The following is a 13,373-nucleotide window of genomic DNA, read 5'->3' on the forward strand; positions in this document are numbered from 1 at the left end:
TAATTTATAGCGCTTAATCTGCATTTTTTTATTACCTTTGCCGTCCTTTAAACCAAAACAGATGGCAAAACGAAGAGTATTTGAAATCGCATTTGTAGGTTTAAAGCCTGGAATCCATGAGTTTACGTACGAAGTGGATGACAAGTTCTTTGCAGAAATTGAAAACAAAGAGTTTTCCAATTGTCACGCTGCTATTAAGCTTGAGCTCGACAAAAAGAGCAGTTTTATGCTGCTTAAATTTGAAGTGGGCGGAAAAGCCGATGTAGTTTGTGATCGTTGCGGAAACTTGCTTACTAAAGATCTTTGGGATGAATTTAATATGCTGGTAAAGCTGGTTGATAATCCTGAAGAAATGAACGAGCAGGAAGATGATCCCGATGTTTTCTATATTTCACGAACCGAAAGCCACCTTTATCTAAACGATTGGTTATACGAGTTTGTAACGCTTAGTATTCCCATGCAAAAAATGTGTAGTGAAGATGAAATGGGTGGACCACAATGCAACAAGGAAGTGTTGAAGAAGCTGAAAGACATGGAAGCAAAAACAAAAGACAATACTTCGAACGATGTGTGGAAAGGGTTAGATAAATTCAGAGACAACTAGTTTATAATTTTTTAATTTTTAATTTATAGGTTATGCCAAATCCGAAACGACGCCACTCGCAACAGCGCAGCGCCAAAAGAAGGACACATTATAAAGCATCAGCAACTACATTAACAGTAGATGCCACTACGGGTGAAACACACGTACGTCATCGTGCTCACGTGAGTGAAGGTAAATTGTACTACAAAGGAAAAGTAGTAGCAGAAAAAGCTCCTTTAAAAGCATAGTATTTACAAATACCAAATTATAAATTCCAAATTCAGGGTAAATTATCTTGGGTTTGGTTTTTTTATTTTTGCTTGTAATCAATAATTTGCAATCTGTAATTAATAGTTTATAATTGTAATTAATGAACATTAGCATTGATATGATGGGTGGCGATCATGCGCCACTGGAAGCAGTAAAAGGTGTTGCTCTTTTTTTGAAAGAAGCTGCAAACAATGTTCATCTTACACTTATCGGTGAAGAAAATGCGATAAAAGAATTATTGACTCAACATAACATCCCTGCTCAAAACATAACCGTTGTAAATGCTACACAGGTTATTGAAATGCAGGAGCATCCCACCAAAGCTTTAAGAGAAAAACAACAATCTTCCATCGCTATCGGGTTTCAATTATTAGCTTCCGGAAAAACGGAAGCATTCATCAGCGCAGGTAATACCGGGGCTATGATGGTAGGCGCTTTGTTCAGCATTAAGGCAATTGAAGGGGTGAGCCGCCCAACTATTGGAGCTTATATGCCAAGAGAAAATGGAAAGCTGGGCTTATTGCTGGATGCCGGCATCAATGCTGATTGCAAACCTGAGAACTTAGATCAATTTGCCATATTGGGTTCTTTATTTGCTGAACATATTTTGGGCATTGAGCATCCTAAAGTAGGCTTGCTGAATATTGGTGAGGAAGAAGGAAAAGGAAATTTATTGGCGCAAGCCACCTATCCTTTATTAAAAGAAAACAATCTCATCAACTTTGTTGGGAATATAGAAGGCAGGGATATTTTATTGGACAAGGCCGATGTAATGGTCTGTGAAGGCTTTACGGGAAATGTAGTATTGAAAATGGCTGAAAGCGTTTTTGATATTGTACAACGCAGAAATATAAAAGACGAACATTTTGACCGCTTTGATTTTGAAGCATATGGCGGCGTTCCTGTTTTGGGGGTAGCCAAGCCCGTTATCATAGGACATGGAATTTCTCATGCCCTGGCATTTAAAAACATGATCATTACTGCACAGAAAATGATCGAGAAAGATCTGCTGCAAAAAATGAAAGAAGTATTTATCTCCAAAACTTCCTGATCAACTTTCTTTTTAGGGTGTAACTTTTTTTGCTCAACAGCATTACTATTGTTGACGGGCTGCCTGATTGAAGCGGCACCGTAGCGCAGCGAAGGTATAGCGTAAAGCAGGAACCGTATTTGAAGAAAGATAAAAAGACGAGAGCCCATAAATAAAAAACCGCTACATAAATGCAGCGGTTTTTTTATAAATAATTCGAATGAATTAGAAGCTATAAGCAGCTCTGATACCTGCGAAAGCAGAAGTACCACCATCTTTTGAAGCAGCTTGGTATTTAGCTAAAATATCAAAGTTTTCGCTCACTTTGTAGCCTATACCAGGAGCATAAGTGAATGCGCTTCCACCACCACTTTCAGTAGAGAAAGACATACCAACTTGTACGCTACCATACCAGCTTTCGTTAAAATAATAACGACCACCTACTAATACAGGAATTAAACCTGAAGAAGGGAAACCGTCTTTAGCCATGAAATTCAAATAACCAGCGTTTAATGTTACACCGATTGATGGATCAACCATATATTCACCTTGAACGCTACCGCCTATTGCGAAAGTTGAGATATTTCCTAAATCTCCAACAGGAACGCCGGCTTCAACACCTACGCTGAATTTAAGATCTTTTGAATCTGATTTTTTGCTGTCTTGTGCTTTTGCAGAAAAAGTAGCTATTGCTACAACTGCCAAACTTAAAATTAACTTTTTCATGTTTTAGTTGTTTTTGGTTTAAAAATTCGTGTTCTAGTTATTAAAAAGAGTTAAAAATAAAAATTTAATGATTTGCATAGATACCCTGAAATGGGTATTGGTTTAAACGGAATTAAAAAATATATGCAGCTCTTATTCCCAAAGCGCTTAACGAACCGCCGCTAACAGCATATCCGTCGTACTTAAACGTTAAATCAACTGCTTTCCCCTTATTGGTTTTAAAATTATATCCAATTTGAGGAGAATAAGCAAAACCTGTTGTAGAACTAAATGGAGAGCTAATGAAACCAACACCCAATTGAGCTCCCAAATGTAAACCATCACCAATATAATAGCGAGCCCCAATTCTTAACGGAAGAATAGTAGTTGCTTTATATTTTACACTTGAACTAATTGATTTTCCAAAATAATCAAGGAAACCAAAGTAAACTGTACCACTAACATTTTCCTGAAAAAAATGTTCAGCCTGCAGACTTGCTCCAATCCCAAAGGTAGAAACATCACCAAAACTCCCGGTAGGGAAACCTAATTCAACACCACCGCTAAAACGGGTGCCGTCTTTTTGAGCAAATGAGATGGATGCAAAAGAAATAGCAATAAGGGTTAATGCGAAGATTTTTCTCATAAGTAGAATTCGTGCTTTTAGTGAGGGCAAAAGTAATAGGCTGGCTGCTTACTACCAAATACTAACACATATAAATTTTCAACAAAAAGAGACAATTGGTGCATAATTCCCATATGACAAATCACAATCAATTGATAATAAAACAATTATGATAATACGGCAAAACAGACTTCATTAATTAAAGAAAGAGTTAATTTTTGACAAAAAGCTGATTATCATTACTTAAAATTTGGCCTTAAATGTCGTTTAAGATCATTTATAGGAGGGATAATACCTGCTGCAGATCATCGGGAGTATCTATACTATAACTTTCAAAACCGGTTTCTACGCACTTGATCTTATATCCATTTTGTAACCAGCGGAGCTGCTCTAAAGACTCAGCTTTTTCTAACGAAGAAACCGGCAGTTTGGTTATTTTTTCCAATACATCCGTACGATAGGCGTACATTCCTACATGGCGATAATAATTGTGATGCAAATGCCATTCCTTCTCAGAAACATTTTTTAAGTAAGGAATTACACTTCGGGTAAAATACAACGCTTCATTATTGGAGTTTAAAACGATGCGTGCTTTATCCGGGTTAAATAAGGTTTTATGATCTGTGATCTTTTGCATTTGGGTTGCCAGTTCCACCGTTCCGTCCAACACTGTAGCTAATTCATCTATTTGTTTTGGGTTGATGATGGGTTCATCGCCCTGTATATTAATTATGTATTGATAGTTTTCATTCAGTTGCTGTAACGCATCCCAACACCTGTCCGTTCCACTTGGATGATGAATTGCAGTCATTACCACTTCACCGCCGAAACCTTTTACATGATCGTAAATACGTTCATCATCAGTAGCAACAATAATTTTTTTTAATAAGGATGATTGTGATGCTTGCTCATATACCCGCCGTATCATGCTCTTTCCTTTAATATCTGCCAAAGGCTTGCCGGGAAACCTTGTACTGGCATAGCGTGCAGGTATAATACCAACTATCATTGCGGAACTTGTTCGGTGATTTGATTATTTAGAACAGTATAAAAACCGGTAGGCAATTCATTACGCTTTGCAAAATAAGTTTGATAATCGTTGGTAAAAGTAGAACGCTGCGTAATGGTTTCTTCAAATAATCCGCTTAAATGCATTGCAACTTCTGTTATTTCACGAATAGCACCATTGGCACCGCTGTGAAAGCTAACATAGTCTACCAGGTTATTCTTAATAGCGTAATCAATTAATAATGTATTGCAGGAATGTGCTACCATCATTCTTAAGCCGCAAATTTTAGCTGCAGAAAAATCCAGCACATCATCAAACACAAATAATACTTCGGAGGGTTTTAAATTGTTTTCATAACAGAAATGCTGTAATGCGGTCTCTTTATGTTTTACTCTATAATAAACATCGTTCAGATGTTCACGCTGTGCAAAATGAAAACCTGTTTTATTTTGCTCGCCGGTGATGATAGCTGTAGCAGCCATTTCTCCATTACTTTTTAAATAATGATTAAAGCGCAGCAGGTTGATGCCCATGGAATCGATCTCACTGAACATGCTGGTACCATCACTATATTTTACGCCATTCGTAAACACACCGTCCCAATCAAAAATAAATGCTTTAATGTGCTGCAGTTTTTCTTTGATCGTTTCAGGAGATGAAACAAATTTGCCTTTGAATATTTCTGATGGATTCATTAATTCGCTTCCAGGTTTTGAATATCTAACATTCCAACGGGTTTTTCACCGCTCACTACCATTATTGTATCAACGTTTGTTTTTTTGAATATTGCCAAAGCATCATTCAGCAAAGCATCCGCTTCAATGCTAACAGGTTGTTTATAAGTAAGGTCGCTTAATTTTTTAGAAAGGATCGTTTCTCCTTCTGTTTGTAAATACCTGCGAAGATCGCCATCTGTGAATACTCCTTTCACTGAACCATTACCGTTCGTAACGATCACTGCGCCAAAACCAAAATCGGTCATTTTAACAATAGCATCTTTAACTATTGTATTGGCATCTACAATTGGATTTTTACTATTGATGGCTTCTTTTACCGTTGTTGTCATTAAACGGGTATCACGATAGAATTGCTCCGTACCAACAGTAGTGAAATTATTTTCAGTTAATGATTTTAATACTTTTAAAGGAACAGTGATGGTATGTACACCAATATTAATGGCATTGCGCACATGTTCATTATGACGAACAGAACTGAACATGATCTTGGTATCATAGCCGTACGTATTCACAGCATCTACACATTGTTCTACTAACGCCAATGCATCATGCCCTTGATCTTGCAAACGACCAACCAACGGACAAACATAAGTAGCGCCTGCATGCATTGCCATATATGCTTGTTGTAAAGTGTACACCAAATGTACGTTTACCAATAACCCATCATTGCGAAGCAGTTTACAAGCTCTTACACCTTCCAATGAAACCGGAATTTTAAAAACGGTACGTTTAGGATCTAACCCCAAGTTTAATTGACGATGTGCTTCTTTTACTACTTCTTCGGCTGTATTACCCAATGCTTCAATCTGCAATACAGGAACTATTTTTGAAAGCTTTATAATAGTGCCGTCTACATCGGTTATACCTTCACGTTGCATGAAAGTAGGAGTTGTTGTAAGTCCATCTAAAAAGCCAAGCTTAAAGCCTTCTTCAATTTCTTTCAGGTTTGCTGAATCGAGATATAGTTCCATGTTTTTATTTTAATAAGGCAAAAGTATTACTTATTACGATACTTCACTTCTATCGCATGTAACTCCAATAATGGTTTTAAAAACTCTTCGAGGTCGTAAACACATAACTGGCTGGCTGCATCGCACAAGGCTTTTTCAGGTTCAGGGTGTGTTTCAATAAATACTCCGTCTACTCCTGATGCCACTCCTGCCCTGCTTAATACGGGCAAAAATTCTCTTGCACCGCCTTTTGCATCTGCACTTGGAATACCATATTTACGAATAGAATGTGTAATATCAAAAACCACCGGATAACCTAATTGTCCCATGTGATAGAAACTGCGTGGGTCAACGATCAGATCATTATAACCCATAGTGTAGCCTCTTTCTGTCAAGATAATTTTATCATTACCGGCTTCTACGCATTTGGTTACCGGGTGTTTCATGTTTTCGGGAGCCAGGAATTGTCCGTGCTTGATATTAATAACAGCACCTGTTTTTGCAGCTGCTACCATTAATTCCGTTTGCATACATAAGTAGGCAGGAATTTGTAATACATCGCATACTTCTGCAGCAGGGGCCGCCTGGTAAGGATAGTGAATATCTGTCAATACAGGAAAACCAAACTGTTCTTTTATTTTAGCCAGGATCTTTACCCCTTTTTCCAACCCTGGTCCGTTATAATATTTTAAACTGCTGCGATTATCTTTTGTAAAGGATGATTTATAGATAATATTGATATTCAGCCTGGCGCTTACTTCTTTTAGCTTTTCGGCGGTTTTCATCATTATTGATTCTTCTTCAATAACGCATGGTCCGGAAATAACAAACAATTCATCGGCGCCACAAGAGATATTGCCGACATTGATTTTTTTATTACTCATTTACAATTGAATTTAATTCGCCGCAAAGGTACAGGTAATGTACTAATTTGATAATACTGCTAATATGCTAATTTGAAGAGTTAGTTACATGCAAAAAGTAGCAAACTACTATTACAATTTAATAAGATCAAGAATCTTTTGCGTTGCACCGGCTTGTTCTTTCATAAACGCTAATAATGCCTGGTGAATATTTTGATAGTACAACTCTTCGCCTGAAAGATTTATTAATACGGCTTTACATTCCTCCGCATTCGTAACAGGAAAACAAAACTCTTTTTCTACTAACAGGTTTGCTTCAATGAATCTTTTATAATTAGGTCCGATAATTACAGGAAGTCCAAATACTGCAGGCTCTAAGGTATTATGAATGCCCGTTCTAAAACCGCCTCCCACAAAAGCTATTTGTCCATATTGGTATAAAGATGATAGCATGCCAATATTATCAATGATCAATACCCTGTCGTTGATATAATTCTTTTGCAATGAAAGACTCGAATACAAAACTGCACCTTCAAAAAATTGTAGCACTTCTGCTATACGTTTTTGAGAAACTTCATGAGGTGCAATAATCAATTTATAATTAGCAGGCAGTGCTGATAAACTTTCGAACAAGATTTTTTCATCATTCTGCCAGCTACTTCCTGCAATTAAAACAGGATCGTTGCCAATAAAGTGTTCTACTAACGGCAATTGTTTTTTGTTGGCAGCAATTGACAAAACCCTGTCGTAACGGGTATCTCCTGCCACAATAACCTTAGTTTCATCAACAATATTTTTTATCAATTCTTTACTGCTTTCATCCTGTACAAAAATGAAGGTGAAACATTGCAGCATTTTTCTGAATAAACCTCCATACCATTTAAAGAAAGGTTGTTCTTTGCGGAACGGTGCTGAAATAATTATTGCAGGAATGTTCTGCCGGTGAAGCATATGTAAATAATGATACCAAAACTCGTACTTAACAAATATTGCTAACGCAGGATTTACAGTTTGTATAAACTGTGCTGCATTCGTTTTTGTATCTATCGGCAAATAGAAAACATAGTCTGCATATTGATAGTTGTTTCTTAATTCATAACCGGATGGCGAGAAGAAAGTAAGTACAATTCTATATTGAGGATATTTTTCTTTTACTGCTTCTATTAAATTTCTCCCTTGTTCAAATTCTCCTACAGATGCACAGTGTACCCAGATGCGTTTTTCATTTGGCTGTAGTTTGTCTTTACTATTTTGTTGCCAATTCTTTCTTCCTTCTATCCATTGCTTTGCTTTTGGTTTAAAAAAGGATGCAATAAATATAGCTAAGCCGTATAAACGAATGACTATGTTGTAAAGGAAAAGCATTAATTGATCACACGATTTTTTGCGAATTTCACGAATTAAAGACAATTAGTTCAATTAGACTCAATTCGTGTAATAAAAAATTGAATAGAAATATGCCGTAAAAGGGAGTGACACAACAATGTTTAATAGTAGTACTAGGGCTAAGGACAAAAAAATCATAAATACCTGATCGGGTTGCGTCTCGCATTCATGATATAACGCTTGATATTCATCCAAAAGGCTACAAAAAAATAAACCACTACAGGAGAGCCGATGGTAAGAAAGGATATGTAAATAAAATATTTGCGGATGGTAGTAGTGGCAATGCCGAATTTTTCGCCAATGGCGGTGCACACACCAAATACATGCCACTCAATGAAATTGCGAAAACGGTTCATAGCTGCAATTTAAATAAAAAACGAAATCGTTGCCGTTAAAATTGTGTGATCGAATGCTCAGCCTTGGGCGTTTTTCAGTAAATTTGCAACTCAATTTGCTGATGCTTCGTGCATTATCGAATCCAAATCAAATTCTCAAATCTCCAAATCTGCACTATGGCTTTTGACATTGAAATGATTAAAAAGGTTTATGCAAACTTCGGCAGCAAAGTAGAAGCTGCCCGTAAAGTTGTTGGTAAACCGCTAACGCTGACTGAAAAAATATTGTACGCTCACCTTTGGGACGGTAATGCTACCCAGGCTTATGAACGTGGTAAAAGTTATGTTGACTTTGCGCCGGATCGTGTAGCGATGCAGGATGCGACAGCACAAATGGCTTTATTGCAATTCATGCAATCGGGCAGAGCAAAAGTAGCGGTGCCTTCTACCGTGCATTGCGATCACTTAATTGAAGCAAAAGTTGAAGCAAAGCAAGATCTTGACAGAGCCGTGCATGAAAGCAGTGAAGTGTATGATTTCTTAGCTTCTGTTAGTAATAAATATGGCATTGGATTTTGGAAACCCGGCGCCGGTATTATTCACCAGGTAGTATTGGAAAATTATGCTTTTCCGGGTGGTATGATGATCGGGACTGATAGTCATACTGTGAATGCCGGTGGTTTGGGTATGATCGCTATTGGTGTTGGTGGCGCTGATGCTTGTGATGTAATGGCAGGTTTACCATGGGAATTGAAAATGCCTAAATTGATCGGTGTTAAATTGACCGGTAAATTGAACGGCTGGGCTGCTCCTAAAGATGTTATCTTAAAAGTGGCAGGTATCTTAACCGTGAAAGGTGGTACCGGCGCTGTTGTTGAATATTTTGGCGAAGGCGCAGTAAGCATGAGCTGTACAGGTAAAGGAACCATTTGTAATATGGGTGCTGAAATAGGCGCTACTACTTCTACTTTTGGTTACGATGACAGCATGAGCCGTTATTTAAAATCTACAGGAAGAGAAGATATTGCTGCTGCTGCAGATGTGGTGAAAGAACATTTAACCGGTGATGCTGAAGTGTATGCAAATCCCGAAGCATATTTTGACCAGGTTATTGAAATTGACCTGAATACTTTAGAGCCACATTTAAACGGACCTTTCACTCCGGATCTGGCTACGCCGATTTCAGAAATGAAAGCCGCTGCACAAAAAAATGGCTGGCCTACAAAAATTGAAGTTGGCTTGATTGGTAGCTGCACCAACTCTTCTTATGAAGATATCAGTCGTGCGGTTAGCTTAGCTAAACAAGTAGCAGAAAAAGATCTTGTGTTACATTCTGAATTTACCATTACTCCGGGTAGCGAGCAGGTTCGTTATACTATTGAGCGTGATGGTTTCTTAGATACTTTTAATAAAATAGGTGCTACCGTATTTGCAAATGCTTGCGGGCCTTGCATTGGTATGTGGGCTCGTGTAGGTGCAGAGAAACAAGAGAAGAATACTATCGTTCATTCTTTCAACAGAAACTTTGCTAAACGTGCAGATGGTAATCCTAACACGTATGCATTTGTTGCTTCTCCGGAACTGGTAACTGCTTTGGCAATTGCCGGTGATCTTTCTTTCAATCCTTTAACAGATACATTAACGAATACAAAAGGGGAAAAAGTAAAATTAGATCCTCCATCTGGAGATGAACTACCTGTTAAAGGTTTTGCGGTAGATGATCCGGGATATCAGGCTCCTGCTGCTGACGGAAGCGGTGTTCAGGTTATTGTTTCACCAACCAGCAAGCGTTTACAATTGTTAGATCCATTTGCTGCGTGGGAAGGAACTGACCTTAAAGGTTTGAAACTATTAATTAAAGCAAAAGGAAAATGTACTACAGATCATATTTCTATGGCGGGTCCATGGTTGAAATTCCGTGGTCACTTAGATAATATCAGTAACAACATGCTGATCGGTGCTGTTAACTTCTTCAACGAAAAAACAGATTCTGTAAAGAATCAATTAACAAGAGAATACGGACCGGTGCCTGCAACGCAAAGATCGTACAAAGCTGCTAATATCGGTAGCATTGTGGTGGGTGACGAAAACTATGGTGAAGGTTCAAGTCGTGAACATGCGGCAATGGAACCCCGTCACTTAGGCGTTCGTGCCGTATTGGTAAAATCTTTTGCTCGCATACACGAAACAAACTTGAAAAAACAAGGTATGCTCGCATTAACTTTTGCTAATAAAGAAGATTACGATAAGATACAGGAAGATGATTCTATTGATATTGATGGCTTAACTGCTTTTGCTCCTAACAGACCATTGCAGGTTATATTAAATCATGCTGATGGAACGATTGATTCCATTACTGTTAATCATACTTATAATGAACAACAGATCGAATGGTTTAAAGCCGGCGGTGCGCTGAATATTATTCGTAGAGAGTTTGCTGCTAAAAATTAATAGCAACATCTTTTAAAATACAAAGCGAAGTGTAAAAGCTTCGCTTTTTTATTTTGTGAAATTTTTATTGTTGCTCTAAAGCAGTATTATAGTCTTTCTGCTATCTTAGTAAAAACATAACTCTTCTTGAAAACGTTCTACTTAACATTATTAGCTGTATGTGGGTTCCTATTGCCTGGAGTCGGTCAAAGGCTATATAATATCCGGGCACAAAAAATCAATCCCGATAAAGAACTTGGATTTGATTCCTCATATTCATATTCTTTTAAAAGAATTGTGGTGGACACCTTGTCCGTAGACAGTTTTTCAATAAGCAATCAAATTACATTTGGCGAATACAAAAGATATCTTTTAGAAATAAAAAATGATTCTTCTTATTCTTTTTATCTTCTTCAATTACCTGACAGCTCTATATTATCCAGGCAAGATTATATAAAGTACACTACTGATAACAAATACAATAATTATCCGGTAGTGGGCATACGCTGGAATGCTGCAATGAATTTTTGCAAATGGAAAACACTTAAAGAGAATAGCGGAGATAGCATCTGTTTTATTTACAGGTTACCAAAAATTTCTGAATGGTTAAGCGCTTATAAATTTTTAAAAGACAATTTATTAATCAACGATTTTAATAAAAATTTTTCTGACTGGACGGTAAACACCCATTTTGAAGGCGGTACCAATTTGGACAAGGATATTATTTTATTGACAAACGATAACGATCCTCCAAGGTTAAGCCGTGCAAATGTTATCGGTAATTCTTTTTTATTTCAACGACAAATACTACTCAATCCTATTGGCTATTTTAAATTCAATGGTTTTCGTCAAGTTGCATTTAGAGTTGTGAAAATAGATATAACGAGGGCGGACTCTCCCCGGAAGAGTATTAAAAGTTTATTAAACTATTGGAATATAAAAAATGACTACTAAAATAAAACCCGCATACCATCTCTTATATATACTTGTGTTGAATACATTCTTTTTTCTTTGTCCTTTTATCTCATTTTCACAAATAAATTCTCAAACAATTATACTGGATGACAGCATAAGCTCAACTTATACAATAAAAGATGGAAGAATTACAGGGAAATATTCTTCATACTACAAAAACGGGGTAAAAAAATCAGAGGGCTATTTGCAAAACGGCTATCGGATAGGCGACTGGAAAGTTTGGGATGCAGCAGGAAATTTAAAAATGGAACGGAACTATAAAACCATTTTAGAGTTTGATAGAATTTATCCCAAATCTGATACCAGCGGTGCTATTCCCATGCTTATGAATCATCCTTATAAAATAAAATATAATGAGGATGGTTATGTTGATCTATTTAACGTAAAAGCTGAGTTTGCAATTTGGCGTAACAGAAATTGGCGTTTTTTAAATTCTGTTGATAATAAAGAACTATTTAATGAGAACCGTTTGTATAAGATTATTTGTGCCGCATTGTTATCAAAAAAACAAACTGCTTTTGAAGATGAAAGATTTAAACAAGAACTTTCTTTTGACACCATAGCGAGCATAATAAAAAGCAATAACTCAATCATCATTGGCTATAAAATAAAAGAAGAACTCATTTTTGACCTGGATAGAATGGTCTTTGAATACCGCATTCTTGGAATATCGCCGCAAATAAAAAGCAATGATCAGTCTTCAGATTTATTTTGGGTCTATTATCCTGATTTTAGGAAAATCTTTGCTGGAGAAACTATAAAATTCCCTTCGTTCAAATTTATCAAATCTATTGATGATCTTTTTTTCTATCGTGACTTTTCTTCTACTCTTATCAAAACATCTCTAAATAATCCTTTTGACATGTCTTTAAAGAATTTTCCAGGAATGACTGCTGACAATATTCAATACGAACAAAAAATATTAGAATGTGAATTCATTGAAAGTGAAAATGATATTTGGCTGAATTTAGCCTACTAGAATAAGTCGTGAACAAATCGAATTAATTACACGATCTTATATCTTTGCAAAAAAATAAACCATGGGTATCGCCGATAAATTATTCCAGTTAAAGAACGAAAAAGCACAAGCCAATTTAAAAGAAGGAGAAGATTTTTTGTCAGCTAATAAACAACGGGAAGGTGTACATGAAACTGCCAGTGGCTTACAATACGAAGTGCTGATGTTAGGAGAAGGTGCAAAGCCAACTGCCAACAACAAAGTAACCTGCCATTATCACGGCACTTTAATAAACGGAACTATCTTTGATTCATCTGTACAAAGAGGCACGCCCGCTACGTTTCCGTTAAATATGGTTATTAAAGGTTGGACAGAAGGTTTGCAATTAATGCCCACCGGAAGCAAGTTTCGTTTTTATATTCATCCCAACCTGGGTTATGGAGATAGACATGTAAGCGCTCAAATTGGACCAAACACTACGCTAATCTTTGACGTAGAATTGATCTCTTTTAATTAG

15 protein-coding genes are annotated in these 13,373 nt (G+C 36.9%); 7 read left to right on the top strand and 8 right to left on the bottom strand.

The features are described 5' to 3' along the window. Nucleotides 1-61: 61 nt before the first annotated feature. From K9M53_RS12180 to plsX, 3 genes are all read left to right on the top strand, one after another. Nucleotides 62-604 carry a YceD family protein gene (locus K9M53_RS12180; RefSeq protein WP_224015239.1) on the top strand — a complete coding sequence of 181 codons (543 nt, stop codon included), beginning with the start codon at nt 62-64 and terminating at the stop codon, nt 602-604. Between the two features lie 32 nt (nt 605-636). Beyond that, nucleotides 637-831: a 50S ribosomal protein L32 gene (gene rpmF, locus K9M53_RS12185; protein WP_224015241.1), complete on the top strand. Its 195-nt coding sequence runs from the start codon at nt 637-639 to the stop codon at nt 829-831. A gap of 122 nt (nt 832-953) precedes the next feature. Then, nucleotides 954-1,904, top strand: coding sequence for a phosphate acyltransferase PlsX (gene plsX / locus K9M53_RS12190; protein WP_224015243.1), 951 nt, complete (start codon nt 954-956; stop codon nt 1,902-1,904). 204 nt (nt 1,905-2,108) lie between these two features. Here plsX and K9M53_RS12195 read toward each other — a convergent pair whose 3' ends face one another. From K9M53_RS12195 to K9M53_RS12230, 8 genes are all read right to left on the bottom strand, one after another. Continuing rightward, a complete protein-coding gene (locus K9M53_RS12195; RefSeq protein WP_224015245.1) occupies nt 2,109-2,609 on the bottom strand; it encodes an outer membrane beta-barrel protein in 501 nt (166 codons plus the stop codon). A gap of 112 nt (nt 2,610-2,721) precedes the next feature. Further along, nucleotides 2,722-3,234: a porin family protein gene (locus tag K9M53_RS12200; RefSeq protein ID WP_224015247.1), complete on the bottom strand. Its 513-nt coding sequence runs from the start codon at nt 3,232-3,234 to the stop codon at nt 2,722-2,724. Nucleotides 3,235-3,490: 256 nt separating this feature from the next. Next, a complete protein-coding gene (gene kdsB, locus K9M53_RS12205; RefSeq protein ID WP_224015249.1) occupies nt 3,491-4,222 on the bottom strand; it encodes a 3-deoxy-manno-octulosonate cytidylyltransferase in 732 nt (243 codons plus the stop codon). Beyond that, nucleotides 4,219-4,917, bottom strand: coding sequence for an HAD family hydrolase (locus tag K9M53_RS12210; protein WP_224015251.1), 699 nt, complete (start codon nt 4,915-4,917; stop codon nt 4,219-4,221). Before K9M53_RS12210 ends, kdsB begins: the two co-directional genes overlap by 4 nt. After that, complete coding sequence (locus tag K9M53_RS12215; RefSeq protein WP_224015253.1) at nt 4,917-5,930, bottom strand: transaldolase family protein; 1,014 nt, start codon at nt 5,928-5,930, stop codon at nt 4,917-4,919. The genes K9M53_RS12210 and K9M53_RS12215 overlap by 1 nt, the downstream gene beginning before the upstream one ends. A 26-nt stretch (nt 5,931-5,956) precedes the next feature. Continuing rightward, nucleotides 5,957-6,793, bottom strand: a complete 837-nt coding sequence (gene kdsA / locus K9M53_RS12220; RefSeq protein ID WP_224015255.1) for a 3-deoxy-8-phosphooctulonate synthase — start codon at nt 6,791-6,793, stop codon at nt 5,957-5,959. A 111-nt stretch (nt 6,794-6,904) separates the two neighbouring features. Continuing rightward, entirely contained in the window at nt 6,905-8,137 is a 1,233-nt protein-coding gene (locus K9M53_RS12225) for a 3-deoxy-D-manno-octulosonic acid transferase (protein ID WP_224015257.1), read from the bottom strand. A gap of 155 nt (nt 8,138-8,292) precedes the next feature. Beyond that, nucleotides 8,293-8,514 (bottom strand): PspC domain-containing protein, encoded by a 222-nt coding sequence (locus K9M53_RS12230; RefSeq protein ID WP_224015259.1) that lies wholly within the window; start codon nt 8,512-8,514, stop codon nt 8,293-8,295. A 156-nt stretch (nt 8,515-8,670) separates the two neighbouring features. On the opposite strand from K9M53_RS12230, the gene K9M53_RS12235 reads away from it, so the two are divergent. The 4 genes from K9M53_RS12235 to K9M53_RS12250 all read left to right on the top strand — a co-directional run bounded on the left by K9M53_RS12235 (nt 8,671) and on the right by K9M53_RS12250 (nt 13,373). Then, entirely contained in the window at nt 8,671-10,944 is a 2,274-nt protein-coding gene (locus K9M53_RS12235; RefSeq protein ID WP_224015261.1) for an aconitate hydratase, read from the top strand. Between the two features lie 126 nt (nt 10,945-11,070). Beyond that, on the top strand, nt 11,071-11,877 hold the full coding sequence (locus K9M53_RS12240; protein ID WP_224015263.1) for an SUMF1/EgtB/PvdO family nonheme iron enzyme: 807 nt from the start codon (nt 11,071-11,073) through the stop codon (nt 11,875-11,877). Then, a complete protein-coding gene (locus tag K9M53_RS12245; protein WP_224015265.1) occupies nt 11,867-12,877 on the top strand; it encodes a hypothetical protein in 1,011 nt (336 codons plus the stop codon). Before K9M53_RS12240 ends, K9M53_RS12245 begins: the two co-directional genes overlap by 11 nt. A 61-nt stretch (nt 12,878-12,938) precedes the next feature. After that, nucleotides 12,939-13,373, top strand: a complete 435-nt coding sequence (locus tag K9M53_RS12250) for an FKBP-type peptidyl-prolyl cis-trans isomerase (protein ID WP_224015267.1) — start codon at nt 12,939-12,941, stop codon at nt 13,371-13,373.

It is taken from the genome of Ferruginibacter albus (assembly GCF_020042285.1).
GTDB lineage: Bacteria > Bacteroidota > Bacteroidia > Chitinophagales > Chitinophagaceae > Ferruginibacter > Ferruginibacter albus.